The sequence below is a fragment of the Clostridium sp. CM038 genome (assembly GCF_055081105.1).
In genome coordinates this window covers 3,382,176-3,401,799 of record NZ_CM143651.1, presented here as the reverse complement: position 1 = coordinate 3,401,799, position 19,624 = coordinate 3,382,176, and the positions used below count along the sequence as shown (strand labels likewise).

Sequence of the window (19,624 nt, the reverse complement as noted above, 5' to 3'; positions counted from 1 at the left end):
GATTGGTAAATATAAACTGAAAGTGGCATTATTTGGCCTAACGTAAAATAGCAAATGCTATTTGAGATTTTATGGGAAAGTTGTGGTATAATATACAATAGAGAAAGACTTTACCATAAGGTTTTCATAAAAGGGAGTGATTAAATGCCGAACGTCAAAGAGATTAAAGTTGGAATAGGTTTTGCGACGGGAAGAAAGAGTTTTCAAAAGGTGCTGAGAACTAACATAAGCAATTGGAAGGAATCTGGCTTGGTAGCAGATAAAAGATTAAGTTTAAACCTTTTTGTTGCCTATGATCTTCATTATAATAAAACTGAAATAACTGATTACACAAATGTACATCCCGATTTGGTAAAGCAGATTGATAGTAGTAAATTTATTGGAAGCGTTGCTATAAAAGAAGAAATTGATTATTTAATTAGAGAAAACGTCATTAGTTTTGAGGAGACTCAAATGATTTTTGGCAAAGGATATGCAGCCAAGCGTAACGCTGTGCTATATAATGCTATAAAAAACAAAATGGATTATCTTGTTTTCTTGGATGATGACGAATACCCGATGGCAGTAACTAATACGCTTGATACTGCAATTTGGGGAGGTCAATTTGTTTTGGCAGAACATCTTAATAATATCACTGAAGCAGACATCACCCACGGACATCACTGTGGTTATATATCTCCAATTCCATATATGGAATTCAATGACACTATGACCGAAGGTGATTTTAGGTCTTTTATTGAGGCTATTAGTAATGATATTATTAAGTGGGATAAATTGAAATCTGTTATGAAAAACGGTGGGATAACATATGCAGACACAAAGACATTGACTAGCCATGAGGCCAGAGAGGTAGAAGAAATAAATCATTCCAAATTCATATCAGGTGCTAATCTGTGTATTAACTTAACTGAGCCTAAGCGTATTTTCCCTTTTTACAATCCACCAGGAGCTAGAGGGGAGGATACTTTTTTAAGCACATGTCTAAGTGAGAGAAAAGTTTTGAGGGTGCCATGTTACACATTCCATGACGGATTTTCTACATATAATCACCTTTTAGAAGGCGTTCTCCCAATTCGATTGAAGTTTATCAAAGCTGATACGGACAAGGTTAAAACTCGCTTTTATAATGCATGTATAGGTTGGATTCGTTATAAGCCATTACTGCTCTATATAACTCAGCCAGATCACTACACGGATAAGATTAGAGAGATAAAAGAGCAGCTGAGAGTAACATTGCCCAAAATCAGTGCTTATTTTGGAAAGCCTGAGTTTATTAATGTCTTGGCAGAACTCGAGAAATACAATAGAAATGTGGAAAAACATTATGCTGAATTCATCGAAACACAACGTATTTGGGCAAAAATCATGGAACATTTTGCGCATCGCATGGAATAGTACATACAGTAATTTTATATATTTCCGTCAAATTTGGAGAAGTGACTTTTAATAGGTCGGCTTCTCTTTTCACCTTTATATACCAAATTATATTGCAGCTCCGCAATAGATGATTTAACAAGAAAATAAATTTTATTTACTGATATATTGTAAATATTGTGATAAGATATTAATGTGTTAGATTTCGGAGGAGATAATTATGGACTTTATTAAAAAAATATTTCAAGATTGGATAGTACCTATAGTAGTGGCCGTTATAATAGCATTTGTAATACGCAAGGTTGTTTTCTTTAATGTAACTGTTCCGACTGGATCTATGCTACCAACAATACATCTGAATGATAAGATTTTAGTAACAATAGTTCATAACAAAAATAACCTTAAACATGGAGATATAGTAGTATTTCATTCTGATGAATTGGGTGAAGATTTAATAAAGAGGCTTATTGGACTTCCAAATGATATAGTAGAAGTTAAAGAAGATGGATCTGTATATATAAATAATAAAAAAATAAATGAAAGTTATGTTGTATATCCAGGTGGTAAAACAGGGAAATATAAAGTGCCAGCAGATAGTTACTTCTTTATGGGTGACAATAGAGTAGATTCTCTAGATGCAAGATATTGGGATAAACCTTTTATACCTAAAAAAGATATAATGGGTAAGGCAGGAATTATAATTAGTCCGTTTAGTAGATTTGGAAAATTAAAATAATAAAATAGCAGGATATAAATGCAAGTTTATATATCTGCTATTTTCATTTTTTGAAAATTAATTAGTTAGGAATTTATATTATAGTCTAATAATTGAATTTAGTATCCCTCTAGCTAAAAGGTTTTGCAATAAAAAAACCATGGTAAAGCTTTACATTTACTGGTAATATATTTGATAAAAAAACACCAATATTCTTTTGTGCTTTAAGATGTAATATAAATCTACATTAACTAAATATTTGAAAATGAATAAAAAAAATTGTATGGTTTCAAAAGCCATATTAAGAATAAAATTATAGTGATATATTAAGCTAAAACGAGCATTTTGTAGGGATTTAACTGAAAAATTATTAAAATGAGAAGATTTGGTTAAATACGATAAATTTTTATATTAGTTATTATTACAACATATGGTATTATGAATTATATTAATAGATGATTAACATATATAATCAAGAGGGGGATATATCATGGCGGAATCAAAAAAACTTTCTCATACAGCTTACGGTGGTATTAAAGGTGATGATTATTTACCATTTGTACCAGCGAGCCAAGCAATGCCAGAACTTACGGCAATATCCATAATAATGGGTATGTTATTTGCAATGATATTTGCGGCTGCAAACACTTATTTAGGACTTAAAGTAGGTATGACAATTTCAGCAGGTATTCCAGGAGCAATTTTGGCTACAGGAATACTTAAAGGTTTATTTAAAAGAAATAACATATTAGAGGCTAATATGGTATCTTCAATTGCTGCTATGGGAGAATCACTAGCAGGCGGAATTATATTTATACTTCCAGCAATTATACTTTGGGGTATGGAATTAAAACTCTCTACTATAATTGTTGTAACATTACTTGGAGGACTTTTAGGAGTGCTATTTGTTACACCTCTACGACGCTTCTTAATAGTAGAAGAACATGGTACCCTTATATATCCAGAAAGTATGGCAGCTGCTGAGGTTCTTGTAACTGGTAGTGAAGGTGGCTCAGGATTTAAGGCAGTATTGACAGGACTTGCAGGGGGAGCAATTTTTAAGCTATTCTCTGGTGGATTTAAATTTTGGGTCGAAGAAGCCGAATGGACGATAAAGCCTATGCAAGGAACATTATTTGGTGTTGATACGTTAGCATCTCTTGTAGGTGTTGGGTATATAGTCGGGGTTAGAGCATCACTTTATATGTTTGGGGGTTCTTTAATAGCATGGTTCGGACTTATGCCGCTAATAATGTATGTTGGACATGGTTTGCAAGCGCCATTATTTCCATCAGTAACAGTTATTAGTCAAATGGGAGCATGGGATATTTGGAAAAGTTATATAAAATATATAGGTGCTGGTGCGGTTGCAGCAGGTGGATTTATAAGTCTTGGAAAATCAGCTCCAACAATCATCAAATCTTTTAAATCAGCTATGTCTGGCATTGGAGCAGGTGGGGCGAATGCTCAAAAAAGATCCGACATTGATGCACCAATAAGTTGGGTTGTAGGCGCAGCAGTATTAGTATTCTTACTTTCATGGTTATTACCAATAATTAATGTTGGTATAGTTGGTGGAATACTTGCGGTTGTATTCTCATTCTTCTTCGCGGTTGTATCAGCTAGAATGGTTGGATTAATTGGGTGTTCAAATAACCCAGCTTCAGGTATGACTATAGCTACATTGTTAATTGTAACATCAATATTAAAGATTACAGGTAACGTTGGTGATAAAGGAATGATCGCAGCTGTTATTATAGGCGGTATAGTTTGTGTTGCTATCTGTGTTTCTGGTGGTACTGCACAAAGTTTAAAAACAACTTATGTAATCGGTGGTACACCAAAGAGTGTTCAAATTGGTATGTACTTAGGAATAGTTGCAGCTGCAGCGGTTGCTGGTGGAGTATTATTAATGCTTAATAGCACATATGTTATAGGGAGCAAAGATGTTGCTGCACCTCAAGCAGCATTAATGTCAATGGTTATCAAAGGTGTAATGACTGGTGAACTTCCATGGGCATTAGTATTTGTTGGAGTTACAATTGCAATATTCTGTGAAATGGCAGGAATTCCAATACTTCCAGTTGCACTTGGAATATATTTACCAATACATTTAAACTCAGCTATTCTTTGTGGTGGGATTATTAGAATATTAGTTGAAAAGAAATTCAAGAAAGATGAAGAAAAACAAAAGGTACAAGTGGAAAAAGGTATACTTCTTGCATCAGGGCTTGTTGCAGGAGATGCTTTAATGGGTATAGTTGTCGCAGGATTTGCAACGCTTCAGAATTTATATCCCAATATTGCTTGGTTAGATATAGGTTTTGGAGCAAGATTATTTCCACGTTTAGCTGCAAGCCCAGAATTCGCTACAATAATGTTCTTGGGATTAGGATTATGGATCTACATGTTTGCTACAAAAGTGGACAAAACTACTGTTTAATGTTAAAATTATACATGATAAACAAAATTTAACTTAATGAAAAATAAAGAAAAAATATAGTTAAGAGCCACTATGGCTCTTAACTTCTTTGTAGGAGAAATGTATGTTTAATAAAAAAAACAAAGAAAAATCACAGGAAAATTTTATGATTTACAGACCATTAAGAAAGATTGAACAATGGTCTGTAAGTGATAAAAAAGTAAAACTGTTTTTTAACCATAATAAACCAGTAGAAAAATTTGTGAGATGGCTCATAAAAAAACCAAAAGTTAATGATATAGAGCTTGATGAAATGGGTTCTATGGTTTGGCAACTTTGTGATGGCACTAAAACAGTTTATGATATAGCTTTAGCTCTGGCTCAAAAATTTGATGATACTGAGCAGAATGCTATTAATAGGTTAATTATGTTTCTAAGGTATTTATCTCAAAAAGGATGGATTACCTTTGAAAAATAATAATAAATAATATGATATCTTAACTAAGCTACGAATGTAGATAAAGCTACGAATGTAGATAAAGCTGCGGACGTAGACTGAGTAGTCACGGAAACTAATATGTAAAACTTAATTATGTATAGAGTCATTATAGTGCTATAAATTTTATGTTCAGAGAGCAGTTAGGAATAAAAATAGGTATAGCAAACAAGCCTACACGATGCAGGAATTTTCAGAAAAAAGTACTTAATTGTCAAACAGCTACTCTAATAAATTTAAAATACTAAAACCTGAAACTTTAAGTCTTGCATCTAGATGAATATTAATTCCAGCAATCATAGTCATAAATGAATAACGTTTTTTACCATGTATTCGTAAAGTATGAATTTTATAATCATTTAGAATACGATTGTTTATACGTTCTGAGCAGGTTCTAGTTTTATAAATAGTTTTCCATTGTTTTGAGCCGCGAGGCACAGGAGTAAACAACCGCAAATCCCATGATGGTTTAGTGTAGATTACTCGCCCATAAGGTGAAGGTGAGCACTGTTCACAGCAAGAGCAACTAGCAACCTTTTTTAAAACTAAAGGGCAACGCCATTTAAGGCGTGAACGACTTTTTTCATAACCGTTATAGACCATTTCATGGCCACCAATACAGATAGGAAATCCTTTTTCATTAATATCTAGAGTAACTGGATATTTTGAATTTCCTTTGTTTTTGGAGTTCAGATCAATAAAGGGATTAATGTTCCATTTAGAACATAATTCATATGTAGGGTAGTTATCATTAGCTGAGTCAAGAACATAATTTGATATAGTGAACTGCGGTAACAGTTCTCTAAATTCAGCTAATGCTACTATTCCAGTGACACTGTCGTGTCTGCTTGCCTCTACAAATCGTAGATAAATAGGTAGATCTATCTTATATTTTTTATTATAGACAGATAAAGCATAGAGAGTGTAGCCATAAAACCAACGATTTTCATGGCTGTCCCAACCCCAATTAGCATTTATGTCAGAAAGTCTACGAGGGCATTTGCAATCGTAAATTCCATTTTCACGGCAGTCACAAACTTTAGAACCATAGTAAGAAGACTTACAGTGAACACAAGTACCATCGCCGCCAACTGTAAGGTTATCTTTTTCTATTAAGTTAAGATTAAAAGAGGGTTCTACAGCAACTAATGAGAATATTTTTTGAAGCAGCCTTTCGGCTCTTAGGGAAAATGAGCGACCAGCTTCAAAAAAATCTGAAATTCTCTTAACAACACCAGTTTTTTTATTAGGAAGCTTTTTATTTTTCCCGGGTGCCTTAATTTTAGAGGGTTTCTTCTTATACGAATATATTTTTTTTAGGTTTACCCTGTCGGTAGACAGATTTGAAAGCCATAATCTAGAGATAAAATCATAATGAGCACCAAGTGATGGGACATTATTTTTAGTGCAGCCTATACAGGTTGCAAGTAACTCACAGGCATGAATCTTTTTAACCCAGTTGGTAATGCTTGTTTCCTTTTGAAAAAGCATTAAAGAAAATGAACGAAATATCTCAGGTTGAAGAGTTGCAGGTCTACCAATATTAGAATAATAAGGTTTTAATATCTCTCTAAGAATATCTAAGTCTAAGCAATACAACTTAGAGATAGAAGGTTCAAGTTCTATAATTTTTTTAGGAAAAGCTTTGTAGAAACATGAGAGATTTAAAATAATAAATTGCTGATAATCAGCATGAGAGCTCCAATTTTTAAGCATAAAATAATCCTCCTATTAAAACATGTCTTTAAGAGGAGGACCGCAAAATTTTACAGGCTTGTCAAGTGTTTTATGCAAAAAAAGTGGGGGAATCAACAAAAATTAATGATACTAAAAATGAGTAATCACAGGAGCTAAGGAGTTTCCGTGAAAGCTCAGACTATAAGTGGGGGGGAACGAATATGGAATTAAATAAATTAATTGACGTTATGAAAGAGGATATTGTTAAGTCTACTCAAGAAATAATAAGAATTAAGAGTGTAGAAGGTGAAGCTAAGCCAGGAATGCCTTTTGGCGATGGAGTAGCTAAATCACTAGAATGTGCTTTAAACACTGCAAAGAATTTAGGCTTTCATACAGTTAACTTAGATGGTTATGTTGGATATGCAGAATATGGACAAGGTGAAGATTATGTTGTAGCATTAGGTCACCTAGATGTAGTTCCTGAAGGTGAAGGATGGATTCATCCACCCTATGCTGCAGAAATTCATGATGGAAAAATGTACGGACGTGGAACTACAGATGATAAAGGACCAATAATGGCAACACTTTATGGATTAAAAGCTATTAAAGATGCGAAATTGCCTATATCTAAAAGAATTAGAGTTCTATTTGGAACTAATGAAGAAACCGGAAGCAAGGAACTTGAATATTACTTAGAAAAAGAAAAAGCACCAGTTGCTGGATTTACTCCAGATGCAGAGTATCCAATAATCAATGGAGAAAAAGGTATAACTATTTTTAACATTGTAAAAGATTTTAAGATCAAGAATAAGGGTGAAAACTTTATAAAATATATTAAGGGTGGTCAAGTATCTAACATAGTACCTGATTATTGTGAGGCAGGAATCGTGGCTACTAACGCACAAAGCATTGTTAAAGCGTTGGAGATTTTTATAAAAGATAATAATTACAAGCTTTCTGCAGTAGTTAATAAAGATATGGTAATAATTAAATCTATAGGCGAAGCAGCTCATGGAAGTTTACCGGAACTTGGTAAAAATGCTATAATGCAATTATTTGCTTTCCTTGGAACATTAGATCTTGGGTCAAATGATGCGTCAGAATTTGTAGAATTTTTAAATAAAAATATAGGTATGGAAACACACGGAGAATCTTTTGGTGTTTGTCTTGAAGATGAGAATTCAGGTAAGTTATCATTTAATGTGGGAGTTGTAGATATGAATGAAAATTCAGCTACGATGACTTTAAATTTAAGATATCCTGTAACAAAGAAATTAGAAGATATGATGACTCCATTTAATAGTAAAATCGATGGAACTGGAATAAGGGTAGAAAAGTTTGAACATCAAGAACCATTATATTTTTCACCAAATAGTCCAATTATTAAGGCACTTCAAAAGGTTTATGCTGAGCAGACTGGAAAAGAAGCTAAATTACTATCCATAGGTGGAGGCACTTATGCTAAAGAAATGCCTAATACTGTAGCCTTTGGACCAATGTTCCCAGGAGAACCAGATACTATTCATAAAAAAAATGAATATATCACAATAGACAATTTAATTACGAATGCGAAGATATATGCTCATGCATTATATGAACTTGCAAAGTAAATAACTTTAGACATGCATCTTAGAAACAAGATGCATGTCTAAATAGAAGTAAAAAATAAGATTCATGTCTGTAAGGGGTTAATAACTGTCAATTTGACTAGTTGTTAACCCCTTACTTATCCACAATATATATAATGGTGTAACTTTTTCATGTTAAGTGTTTAGAAAGAAATTGTTGGAGAATATCCAAGAGTCCCATTATGCATATTGCATATAAAGCCCTAGAAAATCTAGGGCTAATCAGTATAACCAAATATTATATTGGTACTTGTTATTACTTATAGAACCGCCGTGTTACCGGTGAGTTAAAACATCTCCTGCGGAGCGGCTATAAAATAAGTAAAGAAAGTATAATAATGCATAAACTGTATAATAATATTGACTTTGCAAATTTTTCTGTTACACTAAGCTTGTAGAATACAAGTGTAAACAGTTATGATTTTTAATTCTTACAGTTGGTGGTAACAATAAAAAATTTACCTAAAATATCAGATTCATAATGGTTGGTAATGAAGATTGCTACCCTTATTAAAATTGCTTATTCCTTATAATATACAAGCAGATTTAAGAATGTATATTATAAGGAATATTGCCATGCTAAATATTACACAAAGAAATCTTCTAGGTGTAACCACTTTGTTTAATAATAAATCTACAATTAAAAGGAGAATAAATATGATTGAATTATTTAAAAAAAAATCAACTAGGGGGTCTATAATAGTTATTGTATTCATTATTTTAGTCGGAACTTTTTGTATAACAGGTAGAAAACAACCAAATAAAAACAATACTGCCACAAATAAAAACACCATGGGCACAAAGATTGCTAGTAATACTGCACCTAGTTCAAAGTCATCATCTAGTGAAAAAACTGCAAATACAAAACCATCAGTTACTTCACTGGATGCATTACCACAGCAACCACAGCAACCACAGAAATCTGAAGCAGTACAAGATTCGAAGTCACAGCCTTCTTCTGAAGAAACAGTTTCTCCAGAAAAAACAACGCCTTCTGAAGAAAATGTTTCTCAAGAAAAAACAGTTTGTTCAAAACAAAAGGCACCTTCTGAAAAAACTGTTTCCTCAAAACAAACGGTACCTTCTGAAAAAACTGTTTCTTCAAAACAAACGGTTCCTTCAGCAAAAACAGTGCCTTCTGAAAAACCAGTTTCTTCAAAACAAACAGCACCGTCTGAAGAAACAGTGCCTTCACCAAAAAAAAATATCTCAGCATCACCACAAGAATATGTCAGTAATAATTTGGGAATTTCTGTTACTTTCCCAGCGTCTTGGAAAAATAAGTATACGGTTGAAGAAAATAATAATGGGTTAGTTGTAAAATTTAAACCAGTTAGCAATCCTATATCCGGAGGTATGCTCTTTGAAATTGTAAAAAAATCCCCCGATTTTGATGAAGGTATGTCGGATGGTATAGGTAAAAGATATATTACTGCAAAGGGAGTTACTTATATTATAGGTGGTCCTCAGGATATAGGGTTTCCTCCCGACCACACTGAGTACGTTAATTATAAAAAACTTTCTAAAGAGCTTTCATCGGTTGTAAGTACTATTAAAAGTATAAACTAATTTTTATTATATCAATACATTCTGAAATACATATTGTTTTTAAAGCTGATAGTTCTACAGCAAAATCTATTCATGGAGCAGTGTAGAGAAAAGAGAAATCGAAGATATAGGTACGTCTGACGGATTTTAGAAAAGATTAGAGAAAAGTGTCTTGAAAAGCTAAGAGCATACCATTTCAACCACAAGAACGTGATAAAATGATACTTTTTAAATGTAAAAAATATCGATATGAAGAAGTGCCTGACTTTGTAGCGTTTGAATGTTATACGCCTGAGAAATTTCACATTATGTGTATAAAATGTCGTTAAAGTGATGCCACACTATTTAGTGGAACATCACTTTAATACTCGACCGTAGGGAGATTTTGTTCTTCCTACCCCTATTATAAGGAGGTTTTTCTATGACTGAAACAATATTTATAGGTTTATTTGTTCTAATTATATATATAATAAATTCAAAACATACTCCCATCATTGTAAAAAATAATATAAAATTATTTTTAATACAAACTATTTTCAGTATAGTAGCAGTTGCGATTGCAATGTTAGCTAACAGTTCGATATATGATTGTACTAATTCAATTATTCTTTATAACTCGCCTGAATATGGCGCTTTGTATGAATCTACTGCTTATTCTCTTGAATGTGCAATTAAAATTTTATTTATGATTTTGTATATTATATCTGGTATATCATTAACTAAAGAAAAATCTAAAGTTAAAAATTTTTTATCTGTTTTTATATGTTATTTAGCACTTATTATAATAAATCAAGTAGTATTCCCACTTTATTTTGAAAATATATATGTTTGGATACCATATATATTTATTAGTTCCTCTGTACATGATGCACTTCAAACGACAACACCACTAATATATCATACTGTTTTTTACATTATTTTATTTATACCTACTTTATTTATATGGTTAGGTCTTGAAATAAAAGGTTTATATAATAAGAAATTCATAAAAAAAGCATAAAACATTGGGGTTCTGTACACATATCGTCCAAAAGTTCAATAGCGATTCAGGATACGCATTAAGTCAGTAATTCACCAAATATGTTAAGTAAAAGACCGATTTTCAGTGGTTCTTTCTGCCCAGTTATATTGAACCTTCCTCCAAGATAATGTGTTGCACAGTGATAGGCGACATTTTTTCATTGCCTCTAGCTTTTTTTTCGCGAATTGACTTAACTTTCGTTACAAGTTACTATCTTCCTTTATGTATCTCTAACAGTTGATTTATAATAAATAAGTACATTACAAGCGAAGCTTGAAATGAATTCATGTTGTATAAGCCCAACCACACCAGTAGTATCAATGCTTTAGGATCTTTTTTCTAATGTAACACAATGTAACAGAATTACATTGTGTTACATTCAGCATTAGCATTTTTTGCTCTGACTCCTCTATTGAACTTTTTTATTTATTTAACTGTAAACTTACCTACTCTTTCTCTTGTAGGAATAATAAACCATTTTTTAGGCGCGTATTTAAACCATGTTGGTTGTTGTGTAGGTATACCTTTTTTACTTAACAATTCATTCCCATCTGCTCCTTTTTCATCTTTATTTGTATTATAATTAAATAGGACACCGCCATCCCAACCTACGATGCTAGATGCGTGGGTAATTTTTTCAAAAGCTTTTGCTACATTTTTAATATCAGGGTTTGCAGAATTACAAGCACTAAAATAAAGTAAATCCATTGATTTTATTTTCAAATTAGGTATAGCAACATCTTCTGCATCAATTTTCCATGTTATTGCTGAGTCACCAGCGCCTATATTAATAATACCTGTAAGAGTATCACTAACCGTAAGCACAGAAGAATCTTTCATGAGCAACATACCTGAACCATTAGACGGAGGCATACCTATTACTATACCATGAAATATAAGTTCAACTGCATGGATATTAACCCCAGAACCCATACTATTCCATTGTAACTCAAAATCTTTAGCAGAGTTTATTGGTTTTAATATAGATGTTGTTCCTGGGTATAGACCTTCATATTTTTTTCCCTCTATTATTGCTTGTGTTGCAAATGTATGACCTGCAACATTATCTGCACTTGGCTCATTTGCACAATAAAATACATAGTTAACATCTTTTAGTTTAGGAGTAGGTTCTATAGTAGCAGTTGGACCTCCATTATCACCAAATCCGTCTACATATGAATTGTTTAAATAAGAACGTTCTACTTTGCGAACAGCTTGTGCTTCATTTCCTTCTAATGTAGTTATCATATGTGTACTTGCATTACAACCTATAACAATACCAGTATGACAACTTACACCATTTGACTGGTAAAATACTACATCGCCCTCCTTTGGTGTATATCCCATTATTGGAAAACGGTACCTTCCTTTATCGGTATACCAATCTTTTCCATAAGGGCAATAAGCATACATAGGTACGACACTTCCAAGTATTCCTGCTTGATTTGCACACCAAGATACAAACATAGCACACCAAGGTTCGCCATTCATTCCATACCATGCACCATATGGAGTCATATTGTCACCTTCTCCATTACTAGATATAATATGTTCACTAAATCCTTTTGACAACTCTTGCTTTGCAACCGCAATAAATTTATTAACTCCAGGTGCTCCTGGTACAAAAATTGAACCAGAACCTCCATTACCTAAAGCGTTCCAAACATCAGGACCTGCAATACCGTCTGCAGATAATCCATGATCGTTTTGTAATTTAACAACTGCATTATAAGTACCTTGTCCAAAAGTTCCATCTGCTCCGTATGAACCACAATTGTAACCTTTTGCTATAAGCGCCTTTTGTAATTCTATTACTGAATCTCCTGTGCTACCCATTCTCAATAACATAAAATAGAAGTAAATAAAAATAGAATAACTTTAAGGGTTAAATTATATAAAAATAATTAGTAAAGAATTTATAAAAAAGTAATAGAATTAAAGTAGATATAGAGGTATAATGAAATATTGTACTGTTAACAATTTACTTGTTATTGTATAAATAGGTTAAGTAGGTTAAATACTATAAAAATATTAAACTATTAGTGGGGGATAATTATGAAAATACAAGATATTAGGGTAGGTAAAATTAATACTCCTTTGAGACAATCATATAAAGTAGGAAAGAGACTTCTTAATTTTTCTGATGAAATAGTTATAAAAATGGTTACAGATACAGGAGAGATAGGATATGGTAGTGCAGCCCCAACACCTTTAATAACTGGGGAAACCCAGAGTTCAATTATTGGAGCAATAAAGTATATTAAACCTGAAATTATAGGTTTAGATATTGATAATATTGAAGAAATTATGAAAGTAATTCATAGTTCTATGCATGGAAATAATAGTGCTAAGGCAGCTATTGATGTTGCTATATATGATTTACTTTGCAAAAAATATGGAGTGCCACTTTACAAACTTTTGGGTGGATATAAAAATTCATTAACTACAGATATTACGATAGCAAATGATACAGTGGAACAAATGGTAACAAAATCATTAGAAGCTGTAATGGATGGTTATACTTGTTTAAAAGTGAAAATTGGAAATGATATGACTCGTGATATAGAGAGAGTAAAAGCAGTAAGAAAAGCGGTAAGGCGTGGAATAAAAATAAGAGTAGATGCTAACCAAGGTTGGAGACCAAAGGAAGCTGTAAGTACTATTAGAAAATTTGAAGATATGGGCTTAGACATTGAGTTTGTTGAGCAACCAGTTAATGCTTGGGATATAGATGGACTAAAATATGTAACAGACAATGTGGAAACAAAAATTCTTGCAGATGAAGCAGTTTTTGGTCCATCAGATGCCTTTAAGATAATTGAAAAAAGAGCAGCAGACCTTATTAGCATAAAGCTTATGAAATGCGGTGGTATAAATAATGCAATAAAGATGTATAATATGGCAGAAAATATGGGTATAAGGTGTATGATGGGATGTATGCTAGAAAGTAGAATAGGCATTACAGCAGCAACGAGTTTTGCAACATCAAAATCCAATATGATTAAAGCTGATCTAGATACTATGTTGCTATTTGAACATGATTCAATAATTGGTGGTGCATGTATCACAGGGAATACGATAACTATTAATGATTCTCCAGGTCTTGGTATTATAGATATAATTGGATGGCATGAAATTCTTTAAATATGTGAATGTACATTGCACAAAAAAATATAATCGTTAAAATGGGGTGGTAGTTTTGATTAATAATAAATATGATATGGATGCTAGTTTAATAGAAGTTGAATTAAAGAAACAATTAGAATTTAATATAGAAGAAGAAAAATTAAATGGCATTATTAAAATCATTAGTGAAGAAATTCTAAAATATATTCAAAAGAGAAAGGAAATCACAAAATATATTTTAGAATATAGGAAAAAAGTAATTGAAGATTATAGAGATGATGAAGATATGGTAATAGAATATTTTGATCATGAGGTATATGTAAAGGAAGAAGCATTTAAAACTATTGATAGAAGAGTTAGGGAGTTAACTGAGCTTAAGAGCTCTCCTTATTTTGGAAGAATTGATTTTTCTGAAGAAGACTATGGTATTAATAAAATGTATGTGGGAAGATTTGGAGTTACTCCAGAAAATACATATGAACCTTTAGTAGTAGACTGGAGAGCCCCTGTTGCATCTTTATTTTATACCGGGGCTTTAGGGGAAGCTTTTTATGATGCTCCTAAGGAAAAGATACGAGTAAACATTTTAGCTAAGAGGCAATTTATTATTAAAAAAGAAAAGCTTAAAGGTATGTTCGACTCAGCACTAGATGTAAAAGATGAGATACTTCAAATGGTGCTTAGTAGCAATGCGTCAGAAAAGCTGAAAGATATAATAATGACAATACAAAAGGAACAGGATGATTTAATAAGGCAACCAAGAACCAAAACTATTGTAGTGGATGGCGTTGCTGGTAGTGGAAAAACTACTATTGCTCTTCATAGGGTAGCATATTTGCTTTATAATTATAGAAAAATACTCCAAGACAAGGTTCTAATATTAGGGCCAAATAATGTATTTATGGAATATATTTCTTTAGTGCTACCAAGCCTTGGAGAATCGGGAGTTAAGCAAACGACATTTAGAGACTTTGCCTTTGACATTTTAGGACCTATGGAAGTAATGAGTCTAAAAGAGTACATGGAAAAAGTGCTTAGTGGAGAAAAAGAATTTGCTAGAGATATCATGTATAAAAATTCTACAGAGTATAAAAACTTTCTTGACGCATCAGTAGAAAAATTAGATAACGAATACTTTAAAATAGAAGATTTATTATTTATGAATGAGATAGTATTATCTAAACAAGAAATAATGGAAATGTTTTACAATCACTATAAAACTATGCCTCTATTTAGAAGAAGTAAGAAAATTAAAAGAATTATTTATTCTAAGATTAGAGACGCTAGAGATGAAAAAGTTAGATTTATACAAAAAGAATATGAAAAAAGCGTGGTTGAGTTACCTGAAGAAGAAAAGGATTTTAAAATAAATGATTTAGATTTTAATAGAAGACTCAAAATTAGAGAAGTAATTAAAGCGGTATTAGCAGTAAAAAGAAATCTTACTTGGATTGAAAATGGAAACTGTGTTGATTTATACAATAAGATAAATGGACATAAAAGATTAACAGAAAATGATTTAGGTGGTATCTTATATTTTAAAATTAAGCTAGAAGGGATAAAGATTTCTGAGGAAATAAAACATGTAGTAATAGATGAAGCTCAGGATTATAATGAACTTCAGTTCATGGTAATAAAAGAATTAACAAAGTGTTCTTCCTTAACGATAGTTGGAGATAGCAATCAGAGGCTGATTCCATATGACGGGTTGCTACCTATGCATGATATAAAGAATATACTTCCAGAGTGTAATGCTCAGGAGTTTAGACTAAGTACCAGCTATAGATCTACAGTGGAAATTATGGAGTACGCTAATAAATATTTGCATGCAGATCCTATTGTTCCCATAGTACGTAATGGTGAAGTGGTAAAAGAAAAATTAATTTCTGATAAGGATGAACTTAAAAGTTTTATGATCCAAAAAATTTCTGAGTTCAAAAGTAAGACTTATGAAAATATTGCGATTATCTGTAAAGATATAAGTGAAACAGAAAAAATCTTTGATTTAATTAACAAGGATGCTAATGTTAAGATTATAAATAAAGAAAACGCAGTGTATCATAGCGGAACTGTTGTGATTCCATCATATTTTGCTAAGGGACTTGAGTTTGATGCAGTTATCATGATACTAGATGAGGATAGTGGACTTAAAACAGAAGGTTTGCAGGGGAAATATAAGCAAGAGTATAAACTTAGGTATGTAATGGCAACTAGAGCACTACACGAACTTCATGTGGTTTTAAAAAGTTCATTCTAAATTTTAAAAAGAAAAAAATAATAAACTAACAAAATAATACCTAGGTCCCTAGGTATTATTTTGTTAGTTCATCCCAATTTTCAATAATTTGATTTAATTCAATCAAGGTACTAGCTTTATCTTCACTAGCTATTGAACCGCGAAGACTGGCGATGTTTAAACTTATATTATATAGTTCATCTCGTTCAACACTAAATTGGATGCGAGGTATGATTTTTTTCCAGGCAGTATCAATACTAACGATATCTTGCTCAAGCATATCCCACTTTTCAGATTTTGCATGATCTATAGATAGCTCTACAAAAGAAACTACGTCTTCTGAAGGAGTGCGAGGCTTTTTCAAATAATTACCTCCTAGCATTATTAATACGAAAATTATTAAAGTAACTATTGGTATAGCATATGATATAAATTTTTTCATAGTTTAAGCCCCTTTATCTGCTATTTATTATTTTCTTCTATATCATCTTTATAAAGATCTATATGTAAACCGGTTGTTGCGTTATAGATAGCTAAAAATACTTCGGAAGCATCATTAATACCTTTCTTTTTTAGTTTAGTCATTAACCATTTTTCATTTCTATTAATTTTATCTAAATTATCTTGCAAAATAGATCCATCGTAAATTATTTCAAAATCAATACTAGCAGGGGTAGTTTTAACTTTTAAATCATTTGCTGTAACAGTATCACATTGAGTTTTTTTTAAGATAGACAATTGTCCATCTTTTTCGAGTATTGCATAAGCTACGTCGCTTAAGTCAAAAACACCCTTATCTCTTAACTGCGATAAAAGGTCACCTATGGTGTAACGAAATTTTTTCATGGATTTCTCAAGTACTTTTCCGTTTATAATAATAATGGTAGGTTCACCATCTAGGTATTTTTCAGCAGTCTTTGAGGTAACAGTTATTAATTGTAGTATAAAGCATAATACAGCCCAGGTAAGCAAGCCTACCCAATGAGGCCATGCTCTACTAGTTAAATCTGTAGTTAGAGTGGAGGCAGTGGAGCCTATAGTTATACCTACAACATAATCAAAAAAAGTTAGTTGACTAATCTGCTGCTTTCCAAGAATACGAGTAAATATTAATAAGGTGAAAAATCCGATGATTCCTCTCGCTAGTACTATTAGACCTTCATTCATTAATACCATCTCCTTTCAAAGATAGTATATCCATATTTTATATTTATATTTATATTTATTTTATTGAAATTTATGTTAGATTAGAGCAAGTTTGTGGTTATTTTGCATTATATGTAGAAAATTGACATAATTTAAAACATGAAAATTGATGCTAAAATGATTGGAGAAAGTTATAATTATATTAGAAATAAAGTGAATTTAGGCGATATATGTATTAAAATGTAAAAGCTGAAGAACCAAAATGCCTTAGGGAAAAGTAAGAATTTAAAAAGGTTATAAGGATCAGTGATGATCCTTATATTGCTGTTAAATATAAATGCTTTAATTGGATGTGAAGAAAATGAGTACTATTGACGGAAGCAGAAAAAAAGAAATAAATGATATTATATCTATTGTTAAATTAATTTCCTTATTATTTTGTGGAATTGTAATATACAATGAACTCTTTATATCAAATAATGAGAATGTTCAAAACTCAAGTGGGTATATTAATATAATTCCAACGGCACTACTATCAGTAAGTAGTATATGTATTTATTGGTTATGGTCATTTTTTTCTATAAGAAGATTCAAATATAAATATGTAAAGTTAATACAAATGATTGAGAACTTAGTTTTTATTATGATTTTTTCAATTACTATTATTTTATCAAATGATTGTACTAGTCAATATAAATTATTGTTCCTAATTATAATTATTACTTCCACATTAGAATTAGGTATGAAAAATGGTGTTACTACGGCCGTTATTTCATCAGGGATAATACTAGTTATAGATTTGATTTATGCACCATACACTAGTGTTAATTTATATTTTCAAAATGATTTAATTATGGCAGGAGTATTTATTTTAACTGCATGGCCATTAGGTCATTGCGTAGAAATTGAAAAAGAAAATTTATATAGAAAAAATTTACAACTTCAAGTACTTAATGATGAATTAAAGGACACGGATAATCAACGTATATATATAGAAAAAATATTATTGAAAAATGAAGATTGCCATAGCTTACTTATTGAAAATTCAAGAGAAGCTATATTTGTTCATAGAAATGATAAAGTCGTTTTTGTGAATGAAAGTGCTATAAAATTAGTGGGGTTAAATACCCAAGATGAATTAATTGGGAAACTTATCTTAGACTTTATGGATATAGATGAGAGTGAAAATATTAAAGAGAAGTTTGATGAAATATACAATAAGCAAAGCACACTTGTAAATTTTGAAGGAAAAATATTTAAGCAGGACGGTAAAGTTGCTAATGTGCAAAATACCTCTACTTATTTTACATATGCAGGACAACCTGCGATATTAAGTATAATACGTGATATTACTCCTGAAAAGCAGGTTGAAAAACTGCAATTGGACATAGAAAAGAATCTTCAATTATTAAATGAAACTATTAAATTGAATAAATTGATTACAGAGGTATTTACAAATATCTCTCATGAATTAAAGACTCCCTTAAATGTTATATATTCTGCTATTCAGGTATTAAGTATATATAATAATACAGAAGAATTTTGGGAGAAAAAAGATGAATATCTAGTTGTAATGAAACAAAACTGTTTCAGGCTTATGAGGTTAATTAATAATTTTTTAGATATTACGAAAGTAGATTCAGGGTTACTTAAACCAAACATGGTAGAGGTTAACATCGTAAGCGTGATTGAAAATATTGCTTTATCTGCTGCTTCATACGTGGAAAGTAAGCAAATTCAACTTATTTTTGATACAGATGTAGAAGAAAAGATAATGACTTTTGATCCAGATAAAATAGAGAAGATTATGCTTAATGTACTATCTAACTCCATTAAATATACTGATTGTGGTGGTAAAATTTTAGTGGCATTGACTGATAAGGAAGATAGTATTCTTATCTCTGTAAAGGATACAGGTATAGGTATACCAGAGGACAAGTTAAAATTTGTATTTGAGAGATTTGCACAAATAGATAAAACATTAAAACGTCCTTGTGAAGGGGCAGGTATAGGATTGTCCCTTGTAAGATCTTTTGTAAAAATGCATGAAGGAAGCATTGAAATAAAAAGTGAGATTAACATAGGAAGTGAGGCTATAATTAAACTTCCAACAAAAACATTAACAAAGCATTATGTAGATGATGAATTTCAGTATAAAACTAGTAGAGAAAGAGTTAATATAGAATTTTCTGATATATATTCAGATGATTAACGACATTTCAGCGACCCAGG

At 31.5% G+C, this 19,624-nt stretch carries 14 protein-coding genes; 10 read left to right on the top strand and 4 right to left on the bottom strand.

What is annotated here, in order from left to right; all coding sequences use genetic code 11:
- The first annotated feature begins 144 nt into the window (after window positions 1–144).
- The 4 genes from ACWJKS_RS15620 to ACWJKS_RS15605 all read left to right on the top strand — a co-directional run bounded on the left by ACWJKS_RS15620 (window position 145) and on the right by ACWJKS_RS15605 (window position 4,989).
- Window positions 145–1,395, top strand: coding sequence for a hypothetical protein (locus ACWJKS_RS15620; RefSeq protein WP_216302654.1), 1,251 nt, complete (start codon window positions 145–147; stop codon window positions 1,393–1,395).
- 199 nt (window positions 1,396–1,594) lie between these two features.
- Window positions 1,595–2,110 carry a signal peptidase I gene (lepB, locus tag ACWJKS_RS15615; RefSeq protein WP_216302655.1) on the top strand — a complete coding sequence of 172 codons (516 nt, stop codon included), beginning with the start codon at window positions 1,595–1,597 and terminating at the stop codon, window positions 2,108–2,110.
- Between the two features lie 469 nt (window positions 2,111–2,579).
- Window positions 2,580–4,532, top strand: coding sequence for an OPT family oligopeptide transporter (locus tag ACWJKS_RS15610; RefSeq protein WP_462958992.1), 1,953 nt, complete (start codon window positions 2,580–2,582; stop codon window positions 4,530–4,532).
- Between the two features lie 103 nt (window positions 4,533–4,635).
- The gene (locus ACWJKS_RS15605) at window positions 4,636–4,989 is read left to right on the top strand and encodes a PqqD family protein (RefSeq protein WP_462958993.1); all 354 of its coding nucleotides are present in this window, start codon (window positions 4,636–4,638) and stop codon (window positions 4,987–4,989) included.
- 240 nt (window positions 4,990–5,229) lie between these two features.
- On the opposite strand, the gene ACWJKS_RS15600 is transcribed toward ACWJKS_RS15605, so the two are convergent.
- Entirely contained in the window at window positions 5,230–6,723 is a 1,494-nt protein-coding gene (locus tag ACWJKS_RS15600) for a hypothetical protein (RefSeq protein ID WP_462959674.1), read from the bottom strand.
- 182 nt (window positions 6,724–6,905) lie between these two features.
- On the opposite strand from ACWJKS_RS15600, the gene pepV reads away from it, so the two are divergent.
- The 3 genes from pepV (at window position 6,906) to ACWJKS_RS15585 (ending at window position 10,863) form a co-directional block, all read left to right on the top strand.
- Window positions 6,906–8,297 carry a dipeptidase PepV gene (gene pepV / locus ACWJKS_RS15595; RefSeq protein WP_462959929.1) on the top strand — a complete coding sequence of 464 codons (1,392 nt, stop codon included), beginning with the start codon at window positions 6,906–6,908 and terminating at the stop codon, window positions 8,295–8,297.
- Window positions 8,298–8,972: 675 nt separating this feature from the next.
- On the top strand, window positions 8,973–9,884 hold the full coding sequence (locus tag ACWJKS_RS15590) for a hypothetical protein (RefSeq protein WP_462959928.1): 912 nt from the start codon (window positions 8,973–8,975) through the stop codon (window positions 9,882–9,884).
- A gap of 400 nt (window positions 9,885–10,284) precedes the next feature.
- Window positions 10,285–10,863, top strand: coding sequence for a hypothetical protein (locus tag ACWJKS_RS15585; RefSeq protein ID WP_462959927.1), 579 nt, complete (start codon window positions 10,285–10,287; stop codon window positions 10,861–10,863).
- A 447-nt stretch (window positions 10,864–11,310) separates the two neighbouring features.
- Here the strand turns inward: ACWJKS_RS15585 and ACWJKS_RS15580 are convergent, their stop codons facing one another.
- The gene (locus ACWJKS_RS15580; RefSeq protein ID WP_462959926.1) at window positions 11,311–12,720 is read right to left on the bottom strand and encodes a peptidoglycan-binding protein; all 1,410 of its coding nucleotides are present in this window, start codon (window positions 12,718–12,720) and stop codon (window positions 11,311–11,313) included.
- 219 nt (window positions 12,721–12,939) lie between these two features.
- On the opposite strand from ACWJKS_RS15580, the gene ACWJKS_RS15575 reads away from it, so the two are divergent.
- Together ACWJKS_RS15575 and ACWJKS_RS15570 are read left to right on the top strand one after the other, a co-directional pair.
- A complete protein-coding gene (locus ACWJKS_RS15575) occupies window positions 12,940–14,028 on the top strand; it encodes a dipeptide epimerase (RefSeq protein WP_165412435.1) in 1,089 nt (362 codons plus the stop codon).
- A gap of 76 nt (window positions 14,029–14,104) precedes the next feature.
- Window positions 14,105–16,267, top strand: coding sequence for a HelD family protein (locus ACWJKS_RS15570; protein ID WP_462961085.1), 2,163 nt, complete (start codon window positions 14,105–14,107; stop codon window positions 16,265–16,267).
- A gap of 55 nt (window positions 16,268–16,322) precedes the next feature.
- On the opposite strand, the gene ACWJKS_RS15565 is transcribed toward ACWJKS_RS15570, so the two are convergent.
- Both ACWJKS_RS15565 and ACWJKS_RS15560 read right to left on the bottom strand, forming a co-directional pair.
- On the bottom strand, window positions 16,323–16,610 hold the full coding sequence (locus ACWJKS_RS15565) for a DUF4363 family protein (RefSeq protein WP_462959925.1): 288 nt from the start codon (window positions 16,608–16,610) through the stop codon (window positions 16,323–16,325).
- A 98-nt stretch (window positions 16,611–16,708) separates the two neighbouring features.
- Window positions 16,709–17,413, bottom strand: coding sequence for a DUF421 domain-containing protein (locus ACWJKS_RS15560; RefSeq protein WP_165412437.1), 705 nt, complete (start codon window positions 17,411–17,413; stop codon window positions 16,709–16,711).
- A 340-nt stretch (window positions 17,414–17,753) separates the two neighbouring features.
- Between ACWJKS_RS15560 and ACWJKS_RS15555 the strand changes: the two genes are divergently transcribed.
- A complete protein-coding gene (locus tag ACWJKS_RS15555) occupies window positions 17,754–19,604 on the top strand; it encodes a sensor histidine kinase (RefSeq protein WP_462959924.1) in 1,851 nt (616 codons plus the stop codon).
- Window positions 19,605–19,624 lie beyond the last annotated feature (20 nt).